The sequence below is a fragment of the Nonomuraea marmarensis genome, from assembly GCF_043197025.1.
Classification (GTDB): domain Bacteria; phylum Actinomycetota; class Actinomycetes; order Streptosporangiales; family Streptosporangiaceae; genus Nonomuraea; species Nonomuraea marmarensis.
This window is the reverse complement of record NZ_JBICRM010000014.1, coordinates 1-20,895: the sequence shown is the minus strand read 5'-3', so window position 1 is coordinate 20,895 and position 20,895 is coordinate 1. Positions and strand designations below refer to the sequence as shown.

Annotated in this window: 22 protein-coding genes; 13 read left to right on the top strand and 9 right to left on the bottom strand. The window is 70.0% G+C overall.

The genetic code is table 11. The annotated features are described in order from the left end of the window. Positions 1-67: 67 nt before the first annotated feature. On the bottom strand, positions 68-1,012 hold the full coding sequence (locus ACFLIM_RS23305; RefSeq protein WP_393168707.1) for an anti-sigma factor: 945 nt from the start codon (positions 1,010-1,012) through the stop codon (positions 68-70). Between the two features lie 119 nt (positions 1,013-1,131). Here ACFLIM_RS23305 and ACFLIM_RS23300 point away from each other — a divergent pair, with 119 nt between their 5' ends. The 3 genes from ACFLIM_RS23300 to ACFLIM_RS23290 all read left to right on the top strand — a co-directional run bounded on the left by ACFLIM_RS23300 (position 1,132) and on the right by ACFLIM_RS23290 (position 4,801). Further along, positions 1,132-2,331, top strand: a complete 1,200-nt coding sequence (locus tag ACFLIM_RS23300) for an FAD-dependent oxidoreductase (RefSeq protein ID WP_393168705.1) — start codon at positions 1,132-1,134, stop codon at positions 2,329-2,331. A gap of 109 nt (positions 2,332-2,440) precedes the next feature. Further along, positions 2,441-3,778 carry a class II 3-deoxy-7-phosphoheptulonate synthase gene (locus tag ACFLIM_RS23295; protein WP_393168703.1) on the top strand — a complete coding sequence of 446 codons (1,338 nt, stop codon included), beginning with the start codon at positions 2,441-2,443 and terminating at the stop codon, positions 3,776-3,778. 255 nt (positions 3,779-4,033) lie between these two features. Next, on the top strand, positions 4,034-4,801 hold the full coding sequence (locus ACFLIM_RS23290; RefSeq protein WP_393168701.1) for an SAM-dependent methyltransferase: 768 nt from the start codon (positions 4,034-4,036) through the stop codon (positions 4,799-4,801). A 60-nt stretch (positions 4,802-4,861) separates the two neighbouring features. Here the strand turns inward: ACFLIM_RS23290 and trxA are convergent, their stop codons facing one another. Beyond that, on the bottom strand, positions 4,862-5,236 hold the full coding sequence (trxA, locus tag ACFLIM_RS23285; RefSeq protein ID WP_393168699.1) for a thioredoxin: 375 nt from the start codon (positions 5,234-5,236) through the stop codon (positions 4,862-4,864). Between the two features lie 353 nt (positions 5,237-5,589). On the opposite strand from trxA, the gene ACFLIM_RS23280 reads away from it, so the two are divergent. Next, a complete protein-coding gene (locus ACFLIM_RS23280) occupies positions 5,590-6,954 on the top strand; it encodes a pentapeptide repeat-containing protein (protein ID WP_393168697.1) in 1,365 nt (454 codons plus the stop codon). A gap of 13 nt (positions 6,955-6,967) precedes the next feature. On the opposite strand, the gene ACFLIM_RS23275 is transcribed toward ACFLIM_RS23280, so the two are convergent. The 3 genes from ACFLIM_RS23275 to ACFLIM_RS23265 are packed head-to-tail and all read right to left on the bottom strand — an operon-like array spanning position 6,968 to position 8,086. Beyond that, positions 6,968-7,417 (bottom strand): SRPBCC family protein, encoded by a 450-nt coding sequence (locus ACFLIM_RS23275; protein WP_393168695.1) that lies wholly within the window; start codon positions 7,415-7,417, stop codon positions 6,968-6,970. Next, the gene (locus ACFLIM_RS23270; protein ID WP_393168693.1) at positions 7,395-7,736 is read right to left on the bottom strand and encodes an ArsR/SmtB family transcription factor; all 342 of its coding nucleotides are present in this window, start codon (positions 7,734-7,736) and stop codon (positions 7,395-7,397) included. Before ACFLIM_RS23270 ends, ACFLIM_RS23275 begins: the two co-directional genes overlap by 23 nt. Next, positions 7,733-8,086 (bottom strand): VOC family protein, encoded by a 354-nt coding sequence (locus ACFLIM_RS23265; protein ID WP_393168692.1) that lies wholly within the window; start codon positions 8,084-8,086, stop codon positions 7,733-7,735. Before ACFLIM_RS23265 ends, ACFLIM_RS23270 begins: the two co-directional genes overlap by 4 nt. Before the next feature lie 106 nt (positions 8,087-8,192). On the opposite strand from ACFLIM_RS23265, the gene ACFLIM_RS23260 reads away from it, so the two are divergent. Next, positions 8,193-8,870: a permease prefix domain 1-containing protein gene (locus tag ACFLIM_RS23260; protein ID WP_393168690.1), complete on the top strand. Its 678-nt coding sequence runs from the start codon at positions 8,193-8,195 to the stop codon at positions 8,868-8,870. A 3-nt stretch (positions 8,871-8,873) separates the two neighbouring features. Here the strand turns inward: ACFLIM_RS23260 and ACFLIM_RS23255 are convergent, their stop codons facing one another. Continuing rightward, positions 8,874-9,209 carry a helix-turn-helix transcriptional regulator gene (locus ACFLIM_RS23255; protein ID WP_393168688.1) on the bottom strand — a complete coding sequence of 112 codons (336 nt, stop codon included), beginning with the start codon at positions 9,207-9,209 and terminating at the stop codon, positions 8,874-8,876. An 86-nt stretch (positions 9,210-9,295) separates the two neighbouring features. Here ACFLIM_RS23255 and ACFLIM_RS23250 point away from each other — a divergent pair, with 86 nt between their 5' ends. The 8 genes from ACFLIM_RS23250 to ACFLIM_RS23215 all read left to right on the top strand — a co-directional run bounded on the left by ACFLIM_RS23250 (position 9,296) and on the right by ACFLIM_RS23215 (position 17,336). After that, on the top strand, positions 9,296-10,459 hold the full coding sequence (locus ACFLIM_RS23250; protein WP_393168687.1) for a cytochrome ubiquinol oxidase subunit I: 1,164 nt from the start codon (positions 9,296-9,298) through the stop codon (positions 10,457-10,459). Positions 10,460-10,471: 12 nt separating this feature from the next. Further along, on the top strand, positions 10,472-11,236 hold the full coding sequence (locus tag ACFLIM_RS23245; RefSeq protein ID WP_393168686.1) for a cytochrome d ubiquinol oxidase subunit II: 765 nt from the start codon (positions 10,472-10,474) through the stop codon (positions 11,234-11,236). A 6-nt stretch (positions 11,237-11,242) separates the two neighbouring features. Then, entirely contained in the window at positions 11,243-13,021 is a 1,779-nt protein-coding gene (gene cydD, locus ACFLIM_RS23240; protein ID WP_393168684.1) for a thiol reductant ABC exporter subunit CydD, read from the top strand. After that, complete coding sequence (gene cydC, locus ACFLIM_RS23235; protein WP_393168682.1) at positions 13,018-14,697, top strand: thiol reductant ABC exporter subunit CydC; 1,680 nt, start codon at positions 13,018-13,020, stop codon at positions 14,695-14,697. Before cydD ends, cydC begins: the two co-directional genes overlap by 4 nt. Positions 14,698-14,781: 84 nt before the next feature. Continuing rightward, positions 14,782-15,402, top strand: a complete 621-nt coding sequence (locus ACFLIM_RS23230) for a hypothetical protein (RefSeq protein ID WP_393168680.1) — start codon at positions 14,782-14,784, stop codon at positions 15,400-15,402. Further along, positions 15,399-15,725 (top strand): winged helix-turn-helix domain-containing protein, encoded by a 327-nt coding sequence (locus tag ACFLIM_RS23225; protein ID WP_393168678.1) that lies wholly within the window; start codon positions 15,399-15,401, stop codon positions 15,723-15,725. Before ACFLIM_RS23230 ends, ACFLIM_RS23225 begins: the two co-directional genes overlap by 4 nt. Beyond that, a complete protein-coding gene (locus ACFLIM_RS23220; protein WP_393168676.1) occupies positions 15,722-16,603 on the top strand; it encodes an ABC transporter ATP-binding protein in 882 nt (293 codons plus the stop codon). The genes ACFLIM_RS23225 and ACFLIM_RS23220 overlap by 4 nt, the downstream gene beginning before the upstream one ends. Then, the gene (locus tag ACFLIM_RS23215) at positions 16,596-17,336 is read left to right on the top strand and encodes an ABC transporter permease (protein WP_393168674.1); all 741 of its coding nucleotides are present in this window, start codon (positions 16,596-16,598) and stop codon (positions 17,334-17,336) included. Before ACFLIM_RS23220 ends, ACFLIM_RS23215 begins: the two co-directional genes overlap by 8 nt. Before the next feature lie 67 nt (positions 17,337-17,403). Here ACFLIM_RS23215 and ACFLIM_RS23210 read toward each other — a convergent pair whose 3' ends face one another. The 3 genes from ACFLIM_RS23210 to ACFLIM_RS23200 all read right to left on the bottom strand — a co-directional run bounded on the left by ACFLIM_RS23210 (position 17,404) and on the right by ACFLIM_RS23200 (position 20,824). Then, on the bottom strand, positions 17,404-18,642 hold the full coding sequence (locus tag ACFLIM_RS23210; RefSeq protein ID WP_393168672.1) for a S1C family serine protease: 1,239 nt from the start codon (positions 18,640-18,642) through the stop codon (positions 17,404-17,406). A gap of 153 nt (positions 18,643-18,795) precedes the next feature. Further along, positions 18,796-20,331: an AMP-binding protein gene (locus tag ACFLIM_RS23205; RefSeq protein ID WP_393168671.1), complete on the bottom strand. Its 1,536-nt coding sequence runs from the start codon at positions 20,329-20,331 to the stop codon at positions 18,796-18,798. Positions 20,332-20,431: 100 nt separating this feature from the next. Then, entirely contained in the window at positions 20,432-20,824 is a 393-nt protein-coding gene (locus ACFLIM_RS23200) for a hypothetical protein (RefSeq protein WP_393168669.1), read from the bottom strand. Between the last annotated feature and the right edge of the window lie 71 nt (positions 20,825-20,895).

The following is a 20,895-nucleotide window of genomic DNA, read 5'->3' as shown; positions in this document are numbered from 1 at the left end:
CCACTGCTCTCGCCGATCTTTCCCCCCGTTTCCGGATATTTCCGGTCATTTCCGGTACGGGGGCGGCTCAGGCGCTGGGCAGCTCGGCCAGCAGGATGGGCTGGGTCGTGGGCTTGTTGCTACCGCCCGCGGGCTCGACCGTGAGCGCCACGTGGTCGTCGCCCGCCACCGGCGCGAGGAACACGGGCGTGGTCTGCCCGCCGTCCGCCCGGTCGAGCATCCCGGCGGGCCGCGGGCCGTCGGGGCCCATCAGCCACAGCTCGTACTCCTTGGACGTGGGCAACTCGGGAAGGTCCGACGAGGTGAACACCATCCGCCCCTTCGACCGCGAGATCACGACCGTGCCGGTGCCGCCGGAGGTGACGGGCTGGCGTACCGTCTCCGCGTCCGGCGCGGCCAGCACGGCGATCAGCTCGCCGTTCCTGGTGTTCAGGTCGCCCAGGTCGCGGCGGGCGTCGAAGGCGATCACGCCGAGCACCACCGCGGCCGCCGCGGACACCGCCGCCAGCCCCGCCATGACCTTCGTCCGCCTGCGCCGCAGCGGCACGATCTGCCCGGCCATTGGCCCGGCTGCCGGCTCGGGGCTGCCCTCGGGTGTTATGGGAATCTCGGGTGCCATCCTGAACGCCGGCCGGCGCTCCGGGTCCGGCGGCAGCCTGAGCGTGTTCTCGTCCCCGGCTCCCGGCGGGAGGCCGATCGTGGGCGCGTCGGGTGGCAGGGCCCCGCGGGTCTCGGGAGGCCGCCAGATGGTGGGGCTGTCGTCGTATCCCTGCTCTGGCTGGGTGCCGGGACGGCGGGTCTCGTGGGCGGCGTCGAGGAGTCGCTTTCTGAGCCTGGCGGGCGGCGACTCCGCCACCGCCTCCGCCAGCCTGGCCGCCGTCTCCCGCAGACGCCGTACCTCCGCGCCGCAGCGCGGGCACGCGAGGAGGTGCTCCTCGAACAGCACCCACTCGGCGTACGGCAGTGCGTGCACGGCGTAGGCGCCAGAGAGGGTGTGGAGTTCGTCGTTCATCATCCACTCCCTATGTGAGAGGCGGCTCACGCATGTACTTCGGCGGCTCGGGCATGTCGGATGGCCATGACGCTTGTTCATTTCGCATGACGTGAGACGATCTCAATGGGTGATGAATTATGAGCTGTGTGATCGCGGGCGGCGGCCCGGCCGGCGCGGTGCTCGCGCTGCTGCTGGCCAGGGCGGGTGTCGAAGTGACGCTGCTGGAGAAGCACGGCGACTTCCTGCGTGACTTCAGGGGCGACACGATCCACCCGTCCACGCTCCAGGTGCTCGACGAGCTCGGGTTGGTGACGGAGTTCCTGAAGATCCCGCACCGCAAGGCGTACGGGCTCAGCATGGTGACCGACGCGGGCGAGATCCAGCTGGCGAACCTGCGGGGGTTGCCGGGCAAGTACGACTACATCGCGTTCGTACCGCAATGGGACTTCCTCCAGCTCGTCACGTCGGCCGCCGGGAAATATCCGGGTTTCCAGATGATCATGAACGCCGAGGCCCACGACCTGATCCGCGAGAGCGGAAGAGTACGCGGGCTGTACTACCGGGACGAGTCCGGCGAGCACGAGATCAGGGCGGACCTGACGGTGGCCGCCGACGGACGCGACTCGCAGCTGCGCAAGCGAGCGGGGCTCGTACCTCAGGACCTCGGCGCGCCGATGGACGTGGTGTGGTTCCGGCTGCCGCGGCACGACGGGGACCCCGAGGACACGTTCCTGCGGATCACGGTCGGCCACATGATGGTCGCGATCAACAGGGAGAGCTACTGGCAGCTCGCGTACCTGATCCCCAAGGGCGGGTTCGACGAGCTGGTACGCGGCGGAATCGACGCGTTCCGCGAGCCGGTGGCGAAATCGCTGCCGTGGCTGGCCGACCGGATCGGGCACATCGGGAGCTACGACGACGTCAGCGTGCTCACAGTCGCGCTCAACCGGCTGCGCCGGTGGCACCGGCCCGGGTTCCTGTGCATCGGGGACGCGGCGCACGCCATGTCGCCGGTGTTCGGGGTGGGGATCAACCTGGCGGTGCAGGACGCGGTCGCCACCGCGAACCTGCTGGCGGGCTCGCTCAGATCGGGCGCGCCGATCCCGGAGTCGACCCTGCATCTGCTGCAGAAGAGGCGGATGTTCCCGACCAGGGTCACCCAGGCGGCCCAGCGGGTGGTCCAGAACCGGGTGATCAGCCCGGCGCTCAACCGGGGGTTCGACCCGTCCAAGCTGCCGCGCAACATCACGAAGATCCCGCTGCTCAACCGGCTGCCCCGACGCTTCATCGGCCTGGGCGTCCGTCCCGAGCACGTCGAGGTGCCGCCATCGACCTGACTCGTCCGGGTTGGGGACGTCGGCCTTCCAGATCGCGGTGCATGTCAAAACGTGGACAATGATGTCGGTTGGTCGGCAGAACGAGGCCAGTGGAATACCCTCGTATCTCGTGAGCAGCAATCTTGTGGATCTCGATTCCTGGCGAGCCCTCCCCGCGGCGCAGCAGCCTGACTGGCCCGACCGCGGCGAGCTCGACAAGGTCGTCGCCGAGCTCGGCGGCCTGCCCCCACTGGTCTTCGCGGGCGAGTGCGACCAGCTCAAGGAGCAGCTGGCCGCCGTCGCCCGGGGCCAGGCGTTCGTCCTGCAGGGCGGCGACTGCGCCGAGACCTTCTCCGGCGCCACCGCCGACAACGTCCGCAACAAGCTGAAGACGTTGCTGCAGATGGCGATCGTCCTGACCTATGCCGCCAAGGTGCCGGTCGTCAAGATCGGCCGGGTCGCGGGGCAGTTCGCCAAGCCGCGGTCCAAGGGCACCGAGATCCGCGACGGCATCGAGCTGCCCGCCTACCGGGGCGACATGGTCAACGGGTTCGACTTCACCGCCGAGGCGCGCAACCCCGATCCGTGGCGGCTGCTCAAGGCGTACCACTCCTCGGCCGTGACCCTCAACCTCGCGCGCGCGTTCACCAAGGGCGGCTACGCGGACCTGCGCCAGGTGCACGCGTGGAACCAGGACTTCGTCGCCGAGTCTCCGGCCGGGCGCCGTTACGAGCAGCTCGCCAGGGAGATCGATCAGGCGCTGGCGTTCATGCGGGCCTGCGGGGCCGACCCCGAGGAGTTCCACACGGTCGAGTTCTACTCCTCGCACGAGTCGCTCATCCTCGACTACGACCGGGCGCTCACGCGCATCGACTCGCGTACCGGGCTGCCTTACGACGTGTCGGCGCACATGGTCTGGATCGGCGAGCGCACCCGGCAGCTCGACGGGGCGCACGTCGAGTTCTTCGGCCAGATCCGCAACCCGATCGGCGTCAAGCTCGGCCCCACGACCACGCCCGAGGAGGCCGTGGCGCTCGTGGAGCGGCTCAACCCGCGTAACGAGGCGGGACGGCTCACGTTCATCACCCGGATGGGCTCTTCCAAGATCCGCGAGCTGCTGCCCGCGCTGGTCAAGGAGGTCACGGCCTCGGGGGCGAAGGTGGCGTGGATCTGCGACCCGATGCACGGCAACACGTTCGAGGCGCCCAGCGGGCACAAGACGCGGCGGCTGGACGACGTGCTGGACGAGGTCGCGGGCTTCTTCGAGGTGCACCGGTCGCTCGGGACGCATCCCGGAGGGATCCACATCGAGTTCACCGGCGACGATGTGACGGAGTGCGTGGGCGGGGGGCACGAGATCGTCGAGGGCGACCTGGCCACGCGTTACGAGACGGCCTGCGATCCGCGGCTGAACCGGGGGCAGTCTCTCGACCTCGCGTTCCGCGTGGCCGAACTCTACCGCGGCTGACCCACCACCGCCCGGCCGCCGGTGTCACGGCGGCCGGGGGTACGACTGCGCGCGCCGCTTCTCCCTCCGGCCCGCCACACGTGAGCGTCCGAACCTACCCCCCGGGTCGCCACGGGGCGTGGCCGTCCGCGACGGCGGGTTACGGGGTGGGTGATCTGCGTCTCATTGGTGCCGCCGACTGGACGAAAGTTCGGTGGGTTTGGAGAATGCGCGGATATGATCGCCCAGAAAGTGGGCGGAAATTTGGGAGAAAACGTGGACAGTGCCCCCGAGGGGGTGGACCCTAACGTCCCCAACGTCGCGCGGATGTACGACTACTTCCTCGACGGCAAGGACAATTTCGCGGCCGATCGGGTCGCGGCGGAGAAGATCCTCCAGACGTTCCCCAACACCAAAGAGGGTGCTCGGGCGAACAGGGCCTTCCTCCGACGGGCCGTACGGCACGTGGTGGACTCGGGTGTGCGGCAGATCGTGGACCTGGGCGCCGGGCTCCCGACCCAGGGGAACACGCACGAGACAGCCCCCGACGCGCGCGTGGTCTACGTGGACTACGACTCCGTGGTGTGCGTGCACGGCAGAGCACTGCTGGCCAGGAAGGAGAACGTCGACTTCCTGCAGGCGGACGTACGCGAGCCGGACGCGCTGCTGGACAAGCTGGGCGGCCTGGTGGACTTCGACCGGCCGGTGGCGTTCCTGATGCTGGCGATCCTGCACTTCATCCCGGACGACATCGCCTACGACGTGGTGGCGAAGTTGCGGGAGAAGAGCGCGCCCGGCAGCCATCTGGTGATCAGCCATGCCTTCGACACCACGCCGGACACCACCCCGCAGGCCCTGGAGATCTACCGGAAGGCCACCGCCGCGCTCAACCTCCGTAGCAGGGAGGAGATCCTGCGGTTCTTCGACGGTTACGAGCTGGCCGAGCCGGGGTTGACGTACCCGAACGGCTGGCGTCCCGAGAACCCGGACGACCCGGGGAACGGCATCACCTTCGGGTACGTGGGAGTCGGCCGCAAGCCCTGACCGGCCGGGCCCGGGAGACGCGAGAACCCCGCCGGGGCGGCGGGGTTATCGGGCGGCGCGTCAGTTCTGGTCGGCGTTCTTCAGCTCCTCGCTGAGCTCAGCCCTGATGCCGTCCATGTCCAGCGCCCGCACCTGCCGGATCAGGTCGTCGAGCGCCGCACCCGGGATGGCGCCGGCCTGGGCGAAGACCACGATGCCGTCCCGGATCGCCATGAGTGTGGGAATCGAGGTGATGTCGAAGCCCTGCGCCAGCGCCTGCTCGGCATCGGTGTCGATCTTCCCGAACGTGATGTCGTCGTGCTTGTCAGAAGCCTGCTCGAAGATCGGGCCGAACTTCTTGCACGGCGGGCACCACTCGGCCCAGAAGTCGAGCAGCACGATCCCCTTGTCGGCAATGTCGTTGAAGTTCTTCTCGGTTACTTCGATGGTCGCCACAAGTGGCTCCTCGTTCGTCGCTGAAGGTTTGCAATGGGTAAGAACCCCTACCCCGTCCGCCGCATTCCAGCGGCTTGACCTCAGCCCTTGCCCCCCTGGGAGCGTCAGGCCGATGACCAGCGGGTCGTGGTCGGAGGAGCGGTAGGCGTCCGGCCGGTGGAGGCCGCCGGTGACGACGCCTTCGACCCGCACGGTCTGGCCGGCGAGCACCGCAGGGCAGCCAGGGAAGCTCGGGATAAAACGTGCATCTCCGGCACTTAGCGCCAATTTTGCCCGCATATTTCTACATAAAAGTGGATGGAACATTAAATCGTCGAACCTTGACACGGGCAGCTTCGGGTATGACTGAGTGCATGGACTGGGTCACCTGCGCGTATTCGGCTGCCTGCACCGGAATCGCTAGCCAGCCGTCCGCCTTCTGCCTCGCACACCTGTCACCCGAACAACTCACGGAGGTCCTCCAGGAGATGTCCCCCGGCCGCCTGCTCGACCTGCGCGGCACCACCGTCAACAGCGACCTGCTGACCAGGGTGCTCGGCGCCACCGGCGGCAGGCCCGGCAGGACCCGGCTGGACCGGGTCAGGTTCACCGGCGACGTCCGGTTGTCGGGCGTGACGTTCGAAGGCGACGTCTCGCTCGACGAGGCCAGGTTCGAGCGGCTGGCCTCGTTCTTCGGCGCCCGCTTCGAGGGCAACGTGTCGCTGGCCGGCGCCAGGTTCACCCGCGAGTTGTCCTTCCACGGCGTCACCGTGCGCGGGCACGTCTCGCTGGACCGGGCCGTGATGTCCCGCGACGCGCTGTTCAGCCAGGTGCGCTTCGGTCACGGGTTGTCGTGCGAGCGGGCCAGGTTCGACGGTTACGCGGCCTTCGACGGCGCCCGCGTCGGCGACGGGGCCGCCTTCAGGGGGGCTCGCTTCGGCCGTACCCTGTCGTTCCGCAAGGTCAGCGGGCACGCCGGGTTCGAGGCCGCGCACTTCGCCGCGGACGCGTACCTGTCGGCCACCGGCCGGCTCTCCGTCGCCAGGGCCCGCGCCGACGGGCTGCTGGACGTGGCGGTCGCGCGGTGCGGCGTGGACCTGCGCGGTGTCGAGGTGGCGGGCGCGACGACGCTGCGGCTGACCGACTCGCAGGCCGACCTGGAGGGCGCGGTGCTGCGCGGACCCGCCACCGTGACCGGCCGGGGCAGGTCCATGCTGACCTCGCTGCGGCAGGTGGAGGCGGCCAGCCTGAGCCTGTTCGGGCTGGACCTGTCGGCGTGCAGGTTCGCCGGGCTCGCCCATCCCGCCGGAGTGCGGGTCAAGGAGTGCACGTTCGCGCTCACCCCGCGCGGCGTGCGGGTGAGCCTGCGCTGGCCGATGTTGCGCTGGTTCTCCCGCCGCCGCGCGCTGGCCGACGAGCACACCATGCGCGGCTGGATGGACCCCGGCGACCCGGCCACCACGCCCGACCGGCTGGCCGCGCTCTACGCGGGGCTGCGCCCCAGCGATCGCGCCACCTCGGCCGACTTCGCGTTCGCCGCCATGGAGATGCGCCGTCAGGCCGGCCACCGGTGGTGGTTGTCAGTGTCGTGGCTCTTGTGCGGGTACGGCATGCGCATGGGCAGGGCGGCGGCCTGGTTCGCGCTGCTGGCCGCGCTCACCGCGGCCGCCGTGTTCTGGGGCTCGGCCTCCCACGCCGACCGGCAGGCCGAATCCCCGAGCCCCGCCGTGCACCGCTAGACCGCCTGCGCGGCTACAGCTCCGCCACGATCGCGGCGATGGCGCCGAAGTGGGACGAGCGCCAGCCGCCGCCCATGATCCTCCGGGAGAGCTGCTGCAGCTCGTCGTCGGGGTCGAAGCCCTCGTGGTCGAGGAACAGCCTGGTCCCCCTGCCCTCGGCCTCGAGGCGCCAGGTGACGGTCCAGTCGGCCCGTTTCCGGTCGCTCCAGCTGATCTTCAGCAGCTTCTCCGGCTCCAGCTCCAGCACCTCGCAGTAGACGATCCCATCGAACCCGACCTGCTTCTTGGGCGTCGTGGTGAACGTGAACCGATGCCCCACCTCGGGCTTGAAGTCGTTGGGCATGAGCCAGCGGGCGACCAGCTCGGGCTCGGTCAGCGCCCGCCACACCTTCGCGGGCGGGTGCGCGATGAACTGGTCGAGCCTGATCGCGCGCAGGTCCTCAGTTGTCGTGTCGTCGGACATCTTCGTCCTCCAGGTCGTCGAGCAGGGTCGTGAGGTCGGCCAGGCGCTCCCGCCAGAACCGTTCGTACGGGTTGAGCCAGTCGCGGATCTCCATGAGCGGCGCCGCCTCCAGCCGGTAGTGCCGCTCCCTCCCCTTGCGGGTCTCGGCCACCAGCCCCGCGTCCCTGAGCACCCTGAGATGCTCCGACACGCTGGGCCTGCTCATGTCGAACCGCTCGGCCAGCCGGCCCGCGGGCTGGGCGCCCTCGTCGAGCAGCAGGCGCAGCAGCTCGCGCCGGGCCGGGCTGGCCAGCGCCGTGAACACGTGGTCGGCCGTCATACCTGGCTGACCACGAACCCATTGCCGAACGGATCCTGGAACAGCAGCTGGCGGCCCCACGGCGCGTCGCTCGGCCCCTCGAAGGCGATCTCGTTCTCACGGAGGCGGGCGGCCAGCGCGTCGAGGTCGGGCGCGGTCACCACCAGCCCGCCGATCGGCGCCATGTCAGGGAACCAGGAGGCCAGCAGCAGCTCGGTCTCGGCACCCTTGGGCGCGACGGTGAGCCAGCGGCCCATCGGGAACGGGTTGTCGGTGCGTACCTCGAAGTCGAGTACGCCGGTGTAGAAGGCCAGCGCCCGCTCCTGGTCGGCGACGGGTACGGTGACCGTGAGGATGTTCGATATAGGCATGTCGGACACTATACGTAGGTTTTTTCTTACATATCAACCCGGCTCCCGAAAATATCGGGGAATTCCCGGATAGGACCCTGAGATCGGCCTCCGTAGACTTGGGCCCATGCGCATCGACGACTACGTGGCAGACCTTGACCGCGCCCTGGCCGGCCCGCACGGGCCCAAGCGCGACCTGGTCGTCGAGGCGCGCGACAGCCTGGCCGACACCGCCGACGCGCTGGAGGCCGACGGGCTCGACCGGGCGGAGGCGGAGAAGCAGGCGGTGGCGGAGTTCGGGCAGGTCGCCGAGATCGCCCCCGGCTACCAGGCCGAGCTGACCGCCACCTCGGGGAGGCGGCTGGGCGTGCTGCTGTTCATCGGCGTGCCGATCACCGTGGCGATGTGGTCGGTGATGTGGCGCCTGTACCCCGCCGCCGACGACGTCTGGACGAACCGGCCCGGCTGGTACTCGCCCGTCTCGCGGCTGCTCGACCTCATCCAGCTCGGCACTGGCCTGTACGGCGGGCTGGTGGTCTTCGCGCTGAGCCGGGGCGCCCGGTGGATGCGCCGGCCACGGCTGGCGACCAGGTCCCTGGCCGTGCTCGTCTGGGTCACGCTGCCGATCGCCGCGGGGCTGGGCCTGCTGCTCACCTACGGCATGGACGCGCCCAACACCCTCACGCCCCTGCCCGCCGTGCTGGCCAGCCTGGTGAGCGCGGCCCTGTGGGGCCTGCAGGTCTACGGCGCCATCCGCTGCATGCGCCTCACCCGCGCGTCCCGGCCGCGCGCCGCACGCGACTGACCCTCACGTCGTTGCGCGGGTCTCCGCGCGCAGGACACTGCCGATCACGCCGGCGAACTCCCGCCACGCCGACCGCTCCCCTTCGAGCTGCCTCCTGCCCGAGTCCGTCAGCCGGTACGTGCGGCGCTTGCGCCCGCCCACCGTCGCCCACTCGCTGGCCAGGTAGCCGATGCGCTCCAGCCTGCGCAGGGCCGGATAGACGGTGCCCGTGGGCACGGTGAGCACTCCCCCGCTGCGCTCCTGCAGCGCCTCGATGATGGCGTAGCCGTGCAGCGGCTCGGCTTCGAGCACCGAGAGCAGCAGCGCGTCCATGTGCCCGCGCAGCGCGTCTGGATTCATGACGTCGATCCTAGACACCAGTGCTTCATGTAGCCAGTCTACATGTAGGCTGTCTATATGTAGGTAGGCACAACAACGGAGTCGTGATGGATGTACTCGACCTGGCACGTACGCAGTTCGCAGTGACGGGGAGCCTGCACTTCCTGTTCGTGGTGCTCACGCTGGGGCTGGCGCCGCTGGTGGCGATCATGCACACCCGATGGGCGATGTCGGGCAAGCCGCTGCATGAGGGGATGACGCGCTTCTGGGGGCAGCTCTACGTCATCAACTACGCGCTGGGCATCGTCACCGGGCTGGTGATGGAGTTCCAGTTCGGGCTCTCGTGGAGTGGGTTGTCCCATTACGCGGGCGACGTGTTCGGCGCGCCGCTGGCCATGGAGACGCTGGTGGCCTTCTTCCTGGAGTCCACGTTCCTCGGCCTGTGGATCTTCGGCTGGGGCCGGCTGCCCAAGTGGGCGCACCTGGCATGCATCTGGCTCGTGACGCTGACGGCGTACGCGAGCGCGTTCTACGTCATGGCGGCCAACTCGTACCTGCAGAACCCGGTCGGGTCGGTCGTCAGAGACGGCCGGATGGAGCTGGTCGACTTCGGCGCCCTGCTCACCAACAAGGCCCTGGTGTTCTCCTTCCCGCACGTGATCGGGGCGGGGCTGTTCACGGGGGCGATGGTGCTCGTGGGGGCCAGCGCGTACCAGTTGCGGCGCCGGACCGACCACGTGGAGTTCTTCACCCGGTCGATGCGCACCGGCGTGGTCGTGGCCGCGATCGGGATCTTCATCACGATGGGGTTCGGGTACGCGCAGTTCGCCGGGGTGCAGGAGGGCAAGTTCGACAACACCACGGCGGCGGTCGCGCTCGGCTTCATGATCGAGTTCGGGCAGCTCCTGGCGCTGATCGTGCTGCTCGTGATGCTGCCGCTGATCCGCGTCCTGCCGCGCTGGCGGTGGACACATCCGATCTTGATGGTGATGACGCCGCTGCCGTTCGTGCTGGCGATCCTGGGCTGGGTGGCCAGGGAGGCCGGGCGGCAGCCGTGGATGATCTGGGAGCGGCTCAGCGTGGCCGACGCCATGTCGCCGGGGCTGACCTCGGGCATGGTCACGGCCTCGCTCACCGGCTTCGTGGCGGTGCTGGGGCTGCTGGCGGTCGTCGACTACGTCCTCATCGTGCGGGCGGTCAGGCGCGGGCCGCGCGACCTGGCGCTCGGAGCCACCGACGACGAGACGCGGACCCCCGCGCTGAGCTACTGAGGAGTGCGTGACATGGAAGTGATCTGGTTCGTCGTCTTCGCGGTGCTGCTCGCCGGATATTTCGCCCTTGAGGGGTTCGATCTGGGAGTGGGGCTGCTGCTGCCGGTGCTGGGCAGGACGCGGGAGAGCCGGGATCGGATGGTGGCCGCCGTGGCGCCGTACGTGCTGGCCAACGAGGTGTGGCTGGTGGCCGTCGCCGGGACGCTGTTCGGGGTCTATCCCCTGCTGGAGGGGGAGGTGCTGTTCGGGCTGTACCCGCTGGTGGTGGCCATGCTGCTGAGCTGGATCCTGCGGGATGCCGGGTTGTGGTTCCGGCGCAGGCTCGACGGCTCCAGGTGGCGGGGGTTCTGGGACGCGATGATCGCGTTCGGGTCGCTGGGGTTGTCGTTCGGCTGGGGGATGACGCTCTACGCGGCCGCCACCGGATTCACGGCGCCGCCCGTGCACCCGGTCGGGGTGATGCTGGGCGTGGTGGTGACCGTGTTGTTCGCCTTCCACGGGTGGACGTTCCTGGCGTGGCGGACGCCCGGCGTGTTCGGCGGCGCCAGGTCGGGGCGTTCCCTGCTGGTGTCGGGGTTCGTGGCGGCGGTCCCGGCGCTGGGGGTGCTCGCCGGTGCGATGTCGTACTTGCTGGAGCACAGCGCGCCCCCGGCTACGTTGAATGTGCTCAGTGTCATGGTGTTGCCGTTCGCACCCGTCATGCTGGGCGCGCAAATATGGGTATGGCGCACTTTTCGTCCAGGGAAGGACGCCGTCCGGCTCCCGTCGTTCTTCTGAGGACTCGTGCACAAGGATCTCCTGCGGCTCATGCGGGCCGAGCGGTCGGTGCGCCGCCACCTGACCGTGACCATGGTGGCGGCCGTGGCGGCGGGACTGCTCGTGCTCGTCCAGGCCGAACTGCTGGCCGGGGTGCTGTCCGGCAGGTTCACCGCCGCCGCCCTGGCGGGCCTCGCGGCGGTCGTCGGAGTGCGGGCGGTGCTCGCGTGGGGCCAGGGCGTCTTCGCCGGGCGTACCGCGACCGGCGTGAAGTCGGCGCTGCGCCATCGGCTGCTGGAACGCCTGCGCGAGCTCGGCCCGGCGCGGCTGACCGCGCACCGCTCCGGCGAGCTGGTCACCCTCACCGGGCGGGGCCTGGACGGGCTCGACGCCTACCTGACCGGCTACCTGCCGTCGATCGCGGTGGCCGGGGTGGTGCCGCTGGCGGTGCTCGTCCGGCTGTTCGCCGCCGACCTCGGGAGCGCGGTCATCGTGCTGGTCACATTGCCGTTGATCCCCGTCTTCGGGGCGCTGGTGGGCATGACCACCAAGGCTGTCACCGAGCGGCAGTTCCTGGCGTTGTCGCGGCTCGGCGGGCACTTCCTGGACGTGGTACGAGGGCTGCCCACCCTGCGGGCCTTCGGCCGGGCCCGCTACCAGGCGTCCGTCATCCAGCAGGTCGCCGACGCGCACCGGAGCGCCACCATGCGGACGTTGCGGGTGGCGTTCATGTCGTCGCTGGTGCTGGAGCTGTGCGCGTCGTTGTCGCTGGCACTGGTGGCCGTGCCCGTCGGGCTGCGGCTGCTCGGGGGGTCGCTGGATCTGACGACGGCGTTGCTGGTGTTGTTGCTGGCGCCCGAGGCCTATCTGCCGCTGCGGGCGATGGGGACCCGGTTCCACGCCTCCATGGAGGGGGTGGCCGCCGCCGACGCGGCCTTCGCCGTACTGGACGACGACCCCGATCCGGTACGCCCGCCCTCCGCGCACGGGGCGCCCTCGGGGGCGCCGGAGATCCGGCTGGAGAACGTGACCGTCCGCTACCCCGGCCGGGACGGCGCCGCGCTGGAGAACGTCTCGCTCGTCATCGGCCCGCGTGAAAGGGTGGCGTTGGTCGGCGAGAGCGGCGGCGGCAAGAGCACGTTGCTCCACCTCCTCCTCGGCTTCATCCGCCCGTCCGAGGGCCGGGTGCTCATCGACGGCACCGATCTGCGGGAGCTCGACCTGGCGAGCTGGCGGGCGCGGCTGGCGTTCGTGGCCCAGCGGCCGCACCTGTTCGCCACCTCCGTGGCCGGCAACATCCGGCTCGGAGCCCCTTCCGCCTCCCTGGACGAGGTGCGCCGGGCGGCCGCCGCCGCGCACGCCGACTTCGTGGAGGAGCTGCCCCAGGGGTACGACACGCTGGTGGGCGAGCGCGGCACCAACCTGTCGGCCGGGCAGCGGCAGCGGATCGCCCTGGCGCGGGCCTTCTGCCGTCCCGACGCCTCGGTGCTGCTGCTCGACGAGCCCACGGCGCGTCTCGACGGTCGCAGTGAGGCGGCCGTGGTGGCGGGCACCTCCGAGCTGGCCCGGGACCGCACGGCCGTCATCGTCGCGCACCGGCCCGCCATGATCGACCTCGCCGACCGCGTCATCCGCCTCCATGAGGGCCGCGTCGTCAGCGACACCACCCGCACCACCACGTCCAGCCCCGCCGAAGGGGACGCCGTCCGAGCCGATGAGGCGACGATGGGAGGCGGTGGCGTCACCGTACCGAACACGGACGGGCGTGGCCAGGTGGCGGCGCGGGGCGAGAGGGGCGAAGGGTGAACCGGCGGATGGGGATGCGGCTCGTCTGGGCCGTGCTGGCGGGGGCGGCGGCCGACCTGGCCGGGCTGGGGTTGATCGCGGCCGCGGCCTGGCTGATCACCCGGGCCGCCCAGCAGCCGCCCCTGGCCGCCCTGAGCGTGGCGATCGTGGCGACCAGGGCGTTCGCCACCAGCAAGGGCGTCTTCCGCTACACCGAACGTCTCACCGGCCACGACGTGGCACTCCGCGCGCAGGCGGGCACCAGGGAAGGCCTCTACCAGGCCCTGATCCCGCCCCAGCAGCCCAGCCACGGCGGCGCCGACCTGCTCAGCCGCATGGTCGACGACACCGAGGCGGTACAGGACCTGCTCGTCCGCTGCCTCCTCCCCGCCGTCGCGGCGGCGATCGCCGGGCTGGCCGCCGTCGTCGTCGCGCTGACGATCCTGCCGGTGGCGGCGCTGGTGCTGGTGGCCGGGCTCGTGCTGGCCGGGGTGCTGCTACCAGCCGGTACGGCCGCCGCCGCCCGCCGCTGGTCGGCCAGGATCGCCCCGGCCAGGGCGGCGCTGGCGGGCCGGGTGGCCGATCTGGTGCACGGCTCCGCCGATCTGGCCGCGTACGGCGCCGACGACGAAGCCCTGGCCAAGGCACTCGAGGCCGACGAGTCGCTGGCCGCGCTCGAACGCCGCCAGGCCCGCGTGCACGCCGCAGCCCTGGCCGGGGGCACGCTGGTGCAGGGGCTGACGGTGGCGGCGGTCGTCCTGCTCGCCCAGGGAGCGGGCGCCGGCTCGGTCGGCACGGCCGTGCTCGCGTTGACCGCCCTGGTGTCCTTCGAGCCCGTGCTGCCGTTGGCGGCGGCGGGCGAGCGCATGGCGGGCATCACGGCCGCCCTCAGGCGGCTCCGGGAGGTCCGCACCGCCGCCCCGGCGATCATCGAGCCCGCCCAGCCCGCGCCGCGCCCCGAAGCACCGCTGACCGTTGAGATCGACGACCTCGTGGTACGTCACGCCCCGGAGGCGCGACCCGCATTGGACGGGGTGTCGTTGCGGCTCGCGCCCGGGAAGCGGGTGGCGATCGTCGGGCCCAGTGGGGCGGGGAAGAGCACGTTGCTGGCCGCGTTGATGCGGCTGGTCGAGCCGGCGTCCGGAAATATCAGGATCAATGGTCTCGACCTCCGGGACCTCGCCGGTGACGACGTGCGGGCGATGATGACGGGGCTCACCCAGGATCCGTACATCTTCCGTGCCAGCCTGCGTGACAACCTGCGCCTCGCGGGCCCCGAGGCCGACGACGAGGCGTTGCGGGGCGCCGTACGGGATGCCAGGCTGGAGGGTTGGGTCGAGCGGACCGGGTGGGACGCGGAGCTGGGTGAGGACGGAACGACCGTGTCCGGCGGGCAGTTGCAGCGGCTGGCCCTGGCCAGGGCGTTGTTGTACGACCCGCCCGTGCTGCTGCTCGACGAGCCCGCCGAGGCGCTCGACGAGGAGACGGCCGACCGGCTGATGGGCGACCTGCTCGACGTGACCAGGGACCGCACCACGCTGCTCGTGACGCACCGGCTCAAGGGGCTGGAGCTGGTCGATGAGATCGTCGTGCTCGAAGAGGGCCGGGTCGTGCAGCGAGGGCATCACGACGAACTCGTCGCCGTGCCCGGCTACTACCGCGACCTGTGGGAGTCCGAGGTCCTCACCCGCCGGTAAGCCCACTCGGAGATATCGGAGGTAGAGTTGGCGTCGCCAGCAAGTTTGAACTGCAAACTAGTTTAAGACGACGAGGGGTTTGCGATGCCGGATGACGAGCGGGTGCCGAGTCCCGAGGAGATGTTGCGCGTCATCGAGGAGCAGAGCGTCGCCACCGTGAAGTGGCTTCACGGCGATCCGCTCCTGCTCTACGTGCCATGGGGCACCGCCTGGCTGCTCGGCTTCACCGCGTTCTTCCTGCACTACGGGCTCGACGGACACTCGTACGCGCCCATCTCCCAGATGCAGGCCCTGGCCGTGCTGATGGGCGCGCAGCTCGTGGCGGGGGCGGTGGCGGCGTACGGGATCGTGCGGATGAACAGCCTCGTCCGCGGCGACAGCCAAGCCAGGGGCGCGATGTATGGCTACGCGTGGTTCGCCGGGATGCTGCTGATGGTCATCATCTGCACCAGGCTCACCATGCTGCTGCCCCCCGACGAGAGCGGCCTCCTGTGGGCGGGCTCGTCGCTGATGGTGGTGGCGGTGCTGTACATGGCGGGCGGCGCGATCTGGCTGAACTGGCCGATGTTCTTCATCGGGGCCTGGATCGCGGGCGTCGACGCGCTGGGCGTGCTGCTCGGCGCCGGGTGGCACGCGCTGCTGACGGCGGTGCTGCTGGGGGGCGGGTTCATCGTCGCGGGCCTGTGGCTGAGGCGTCGCGGATGACGGCCGGCGACATGGCGCTGCCCGATCTCGACCCGGTGATCCACGCGCAGGCCAGGCTGCGGGTGGTCGCCGCGCTCAACGTCCTGGGCGACGGGGACGAGATGGCGTTCGCGTCGATGAAGGAGCTGCTCGGGATGACGGCGGGCAACCTGTCCGTGCACCTGACCAAGCTCGAGGACGCCGGATACGTCCGGATCACCAAGACGCACAAGGGCCGCACCCCGGTCACGTACGTGGCGATCACCAAGCGTGGACGGCTGGCCTTCGAGGACTACACCAAGGCGATTCGCGCCCTGCTGGACAACGCTGGAGGAACGCAATGACGGTGCTCGCCAGAGCGATCGAGGCCACCCGCCGCTACGGCGACGTTCTCGCGCTCGACCGCGTCTCGCTCGACATCCGGGCGGGTGAGCTGGTCGGGCTGCTCGGCCCGAACGGCGCGGGCAAGTCCACCCTGATCAACCTGTTCGTGGGGCTGCGCCGGCCCACGTCCGGCACGGTCGAGTTGCTCGGCGGCTCGCCGCAGGATCCGGCCAGGCGGCTCGGCATCGGCGTGACCCCGCAGGAGACGGGGCTGCCCGAGTCCTTACGGGTCGGCGAGATCGTCGACTTCGTGGGGGCGCATTTCCCGAAAAAGGCGGATAAAGGGGAGCTGCTGGAGCGCTTCGGGCTGAGCGACCTCGTCAGGCGGCAGGTCGGCGGCCTGTCCGGTGGGCAGAAGCGGCGGCTGGCCGTGGCGCTGGCGTTCGCGGGGCGGCCGGAGATGGTGTTCCTGGACGAGCCCACGACCGGGCTGGACGTCGAGGCCAGGCGCTCGTTGTGGGACGGCGTCAGGTCCTTCCACGACGACGGCGGCACGGTGCTGCTCACCAGCCACTACCTGGAGGAGATCGAGGCGCTGGCCCAGCGGGTCGTGGTGGTGGGCCACGGCCGCGTGCTGGCCGACGACACCGTACGCGCCGTACGCGACATCGTGGGCGTGCGGCGCGTCTCGCTCGTCGCCGAGGACCTGCCCGAGTTGCCCGGCGTGCTCGGCACCGAACGCGCGGACGGCCGGATCAACCTGGTCACCACCGACCCCGATCGGCTGGTCGTCGAGCTGGTGAAGAGCGGCACGCCGTTCTCGGGGCTCGAGATCAGGCCGACCACGCTGGAGGAGGCCTTCCTGGCCATCACCTCGAAGGAGACCGCGCATGTCTAACCTGGTCGTCGCGCACACCCGCTATTTCCTGATCGAGCAGCTCAGGGTGCCCATCGGCATCCTGGCCAGCGCGTTGTTCCCGGCCATCTCGATGCTGGCGTTCGTGGTGCCGTTCGCGGGCGGCGAGCCCAAGGCGGCCACCATGGCGACGGGCTCGCTGATGTTCTTCGGCGCGATGTCGGGTGCGTTGATCGGGCTCAGCATCGCCGTCGCCCAGGATCGCGAGCAGCCGTGGAACCCCTATTTGCGCACGCTGCCCGCGGGCCCGTTCCCCCGCTTCGCCGGGCGGATCCTGGCCACGATCGCCGTCATGCTGCTCTCGGTGATCCCCGTGCTGCTGGTCGCGGCGGTCTTCACGGAGGCGACGATCACGCCGGTACGGCTGCTGCTCGGGCTGGGCATGCTGGTCGCGGGCGGGATCCCGTTCATGCTGATCGGCGTGTTCATCGGCTTCATGCTGACGTCCAAGGCCGCGATCGCGGTGTCGCAGATCCTGTTCTTCCCGCTGGCGATCCTCGGCGGGCTGCTGCTGCCGCCCACGATGTTGCCAGATTTCGTGGAGGTCGTCTCGCCGTACACGCCCACCAGGGGCGCGGCGGAGCTGATCTGGTGGGCGATCGCGGACCACAGCCCCAACACGGTGGCGCTGGTCGCGCTGGCCGGGTGGACGGTGGTCATGGCGGTGGCCGCGGGATGGGCCTACCGCCGCGACGAGGGCCGGCGTTTCTCCTGATGGAAGGGGGGTGTGCCGCCGAGTCCGCAGCGATCTCGACGGCACACCCGTCCATGAGGGGGTCCAGTTATTTCTTCTCTTCGAGGGTGACGGTGACCTCACTGGTCTTGCCGTCCCTCATATATGTGATCTTGACCTGTTGGCCCGGTTTGAAACCTCTGACCTGCCCAACAACCGTATCGCCCCCGTCAACCGCCGTGCCGCCGATCTTGGTGATCAGGTCGCCCTGCTTCAGCCCCGCCTTCTCCGCCGGGCTTCCCGCGGTGATCTCCCTGACCAGGGCGCCGGGCACGTCGCCGGTCGCGTCCGTGACGCTCACGCCGAGGAACGCGTGGCTGACCTTGCCGCTGCCGATGAGCTGATCGGACACCTGCTTGGCGGTGTTGACCGGGATGGCGAAGCCGACGCCGCCGCCGGCCGCGTCGGAGGCGATCGCGGTGTTGATGCCGATCAGCTCGCCCGCGGCGTTCACCAGGGCGCCGCCGGAGTTGCCCGGGTTGATCGAGGCGTCGGTCTGGATGGCGCCGCCGATCGTGGTCCCCGCGCTCCCCTGGCTCTCCTCCTGCTGGCCCCAGCCCGGCGGGATCTGCTGCCGCTGCTCGGGTCCGGTGCTCAGGGTACGGTCGAGCGCGCTGACGATGCCCGCCGTGACGGATCCGTCCAGGCCGAGCGGGCTTCCGATGGCCAGTACGGCGTCGCCGACCTTGAGCCCGTCGCTGTCGCCGAGCGTGGCCCTGGTCAGCCCGGATACGCCTTCCGCCCTGATGACGGCGAGGTCGGTGGCCGGGTCGGTGCCGACGACGCTGGCCTTGGCCGTCTTGCCGTCGCTGAACTTGACGGTCATCCCGCTGCCGCCCTGGTTCGCGCCCTCGACCACGTGGTTGTTGGTGAGGATGAGCCCGTCCTCCGACAGCACCACGCCGGAGCCCTCGCCGGTCTGGCCCTGGATCATCACGACGGTCGGCTGCACCTTCGCCGCGACCTCGGCGACGGTGAGCTGGTTGGAGGCCGACTTGAAGACGGGGCTCGGCCCGCTGCTGCTGGCCACCGGCTCGGGCTGGAACGAGGTGGCGACGACGGCCCCCACAGCGCCGCCGCCGACGGCCATGGCCGCCAGGGCGAGCCCGGCGATGGCCTTCTGACCAGTGGAGAGGCGCGCCTTCTTGGGCGGCGCCGACGGCGGGGGTGGCGGCGGCTGCTCCATGGCGATCGTGTCGCGCCGGGGGAAGCCCCCGGCGGCCGGCGGGGTGTTGCCGAACTGGCTCCACCCTCCGGTGCCCTGCTCGTGAGGCTCGTTCGCGTTCATCTGTCATCTCCCTCGAGTCCCGATGTCTCAAGGGTGTCAAGAGCCGCGTAAGCACTGCTTAAGCCGGTAATCCATAGCGGTGGCCGCCCCTGATAACCGCCTTATCGATCGAGGTGGGACAGGGGGTGCGGGCGCTGGAAATATCCGAAAAATTTACCCGCGGGCGGGCCAGTACTCGTCCCTGAGCAGGCGCTTGTAAAGCTTGCCCGTCGGATGGCGGGGCAGCTCCGCGCGGAAGTCCACCGACTTCGGGCACTTGTAGTGGGCCAGCCGCTCCCGGCAGTACGCGATCAGCTCCGACTCCAGACCGGGCCCCGCCTCGGCCATGGACATCGGCTCGACCACGGCCTTGACCTGCTCGCCCATCTCCTCGTCCGGCACCCCGAACACCGCCACGTCGGCCACCTTCGGATGCACCGAGAGCACGTTCTCGGCCTCCTGCGGGTAGATGTTCACCCCGCCAGAGATGATCATGTACGAGCGGCGGTCGGTGAGGTACAGGAACCCCTCGGCGTCCAGGTAACCGATGTCGCCCAGCGTGGTCCAGCCCCTGCCCAAGGGGTCCTGCGCCGAGCGGGTCTTGCCGGGGTCGCCGTGGTATTCGAAGCGGCCGCCGTTCTCGAAGTAGATCGTGCCGTGCTCGCCCGGGGGCAGGTCGTCGCCGTCCTCATCGCAGATGTGCACGACGCCGAGCAGCGAGCGGCCGACCGTGCCCCGGTGCTGGAGCCAGTCCCGGGAGTCGACGTAGAGGAAGCCGTTGCCCTCGGTGCCCGCGTAGTACTCGTGGATGATCGGGCCCCACCAGTCGATCATCTGCTCCTTGACGGGTACGGGGCAGGGCGCGGCCGCGTGAATCGCATACCTAAGCGTGGAAATATCGTATTTTGTCCGGGTTTCTGAGGGTAGCTTGAGCAGCTTGATGAACATCGTCGGCACGAGCTGCGAGTGCGTCACCCCGTACCGCTCGACCAGCTCCAGGTACCGTTCGGGGTCGAAGCGCTCCATCACCACCACCGTGGCGCCGAGCCGCTGGAACGTCAGGCTGTAGCGCAGCGGCGCGGCGTGGTAGAGCGGCGCGGGCGAGAGGTAGACGCTGTCCGCCGACGGCGCGAACAGCGCCCCGAGCAGCTTGAACAGCGTGCCCGGCTCGGAGAGCGGGCCGTGCGCCGCGGGCAGCTTGACGCCCTTCGGCCGGCCGGTGGTGCCCGAGGAGTAGAGCATGTCCGTGCCCGTGCACTCGTCCTCGATCGGGGTGACCGGCTGCTTCGCGACGGCCTCCTCGTACGGCTCGAAGCCGTCGGCCACGCCGTCCAGCATGAGCCGCAGCCCGACGCCCGGCGTGGCGGCGGTGATCGATGTGGCGACGCCGGCCAGGTCCGCGCTGGAGATGAAGACGCGGGCGCCGCAGTTGTTCACGATGTAGGCCAGCTCGTCGGTCTGCAGCCGGGAGCTGATGGGCGTGTAGTACAGGCCCGAGCGGTGCGCGGCCCAGACGACGGCCAGGAGGAGCGGGTGGTTGGCGAGCATGAAGGCGATGTGGTCGCCCGGCCGCAACCCGGCCGCGCGGAACAGGTGGGCCAGCCGGTTGGACTCCTCGTCCAGCTCGCGGTAGGTGACGACCCGCCCGGAGCCCGCCATGATCACAGCGGGCTTGTCTGGGGTGACTGCTGCGATGGCTCCCGGATACATGAACAGAACACTATTCGGCTGATCGCCCGATACGCCAGGAGCGGCTGCGGCACGGCGAAGCCGCGACCTCGCCGTTGAGGCCGCGGCTTGCTGAGGGCCGTCAGGCGGCCGTGTGGTAGACGTCCTTCCAGCCGGAGTGGTAGCCGGTCGGGCGGTGGCGGTTGCCGGTGCTCACGTCCACGTAGATGTGGGCGGCGTTCTTACCGTAGAAGGAGAAGTCCTTCGGGTGCTTCGAGCAGTTGTAGAAGCTCTTGAAGAACGAGGAGCCGTCCGTGTTCACGACCTTGAACGTCTCCCACGCGCACTTCTTCTTGCCCCACCACTTGTAGTTCGTGAGGGTGCTGTGCACGGTGTAGAAGTAGTCGTACCGCCACTCCCACACGTGCTTCTTGACCTTCTTCACGACCCACTTGCAGTGCCGGTCGCCCTTGTGGTCCCAGGGCGGGCGGAGTTCTCGGATGGTGAGACGGCGAGTTGGAGATCCGCGGGTCACAGCTTGATCGCGTACGGCGTGGCGGTGCCCTGACGCGCAACAAGGCCCCGTAGAACGGCGGTTCTCACGCC

What these genes read in the sequence shown, in the direction of transcription:
- ACFLIM_RS23305 (WP_393168707.1), bottom strand. Translation starts at nt 1,012, where the DNA reads ATGAACGACGAACTCCACACCCTCTCTGGCGCCTACGCCGTGCACGCA.
- ACFLIM_RS23300 (WP_393168705.1), top strand. Translation starts at nt 1,132, where the DNA reads ATGAGCTGTGTGATCGCGGGCGGCGGCCCGGCCGGCGCGGTGCTCGCG.
- ACFLIM_RS23280 (WP_393168697.1), top strand. Translation starts at nt 5,590, where the DNA reads ATGGACTGGGTCACCTGCGCGTATTCGGCTGCCTGCACCGGAATCGCT.
- ACFLIM_RS23275 (WP_393168695.1), bottom strand. Translation starts at nt 7,417, where the DNA reads ATGTCCGACGACACGACAACTGAGGACCTGCGCGCGATCAGGCTCGAC.
- ACFLIM_RS23270 (WP_393168693.1), bottom strand. Translation starts at nt 7,736, where the DNA reads ATGACGGCCGACCACGTGTTCACGGCGCTGGCCAGCCCGGCCCGGCGC.
- ACFLIM_RS23265 (WP_393168692.1), bottom strand. Translation starts at nt 8,086, where the DNA reads ATGCCTATATCGAACATCCTCACGGTCACCGTACCCGTCGCCGACCAG.
- ACFLIM_RS23260 (WP_393168690.1), top strand. Translation starts at nt 8,193, where the DNA reads ATGCGCATCGACGACTACGTGGCAGACCTTGACCGCGCCCTGGCCGGC.
- ACFLIM_RS23255 (WP_393168688.1), bottom strand. Translation starts at nt 9,209, where the DNA reads ATGAATCCAGACGCGCTGCGCGGGCACATGGACGCGCTGCTGCTCTCG.
- ACFLIM_RS23250 (WP_393168687.1), top strand. Translation starts at nt 9,296, where the DNA reads ATGGATGTACTCGACCTGGCACGTACGCAGTTCGCAGTGACGGGGAGC.
- ACFLIM_RS23245 (WP_393168686.1), top strand. Translation starts at nt 10,472, where the DNA reads ATGGAAGTGATCTGGTTCGTCGTCTTCGCGGTGCTGCTCGCCGGATAT.
- ACFLIM_RS23230 (WP_393168680.1), top strand. Translation starts at nt 14,782, where the DNA reads ATGCCGGATGACGAGCGGGTGCCGAGTCCCGAGGAGATGTTGCGCGTC.
- ACFLIM_RS23225 (WP_393168678.1), top strand. Translation starts at nt 15,399, where the DNA reads ATGACGGCCGGCGACATGGCGCTGCCCGATCTCGACCCGGTGATCCAC.
- ACFLIM_RS23220 (WP_393168676.1), top strand. Translation starts at nt 15,722, where the DNA reads ATGACGGTGCTCGCCAGAGCGATCGAGGCCACCCGCCGCTACGGCGAC.
- ACFLIM_RS23215 (WP_393168674.1), top strand. Translation starts at nt 16,596, where the DNA reads ATGTCTAACCTGGTCGTCGCGCACACCCGCTATTTCCTGATCGAGCAG.
- ACFLIM_RS23210 (WP_393168672.1), bottom strand. Translation starts at nt 18,642, where the DNA reads ATGAACGCGAACGAGCCTCACGAGCAGGGCACCGGAGGGTGGAGCCAG.
- ACFLIM_RS23205 (WP_393168671.1), bottom strand. Translation starts at nt 20,331, where the DNA reads ATGTATCCGGGAGCCATCGCAGCAGTCACCCCAGACAAGCCCGCTGTG.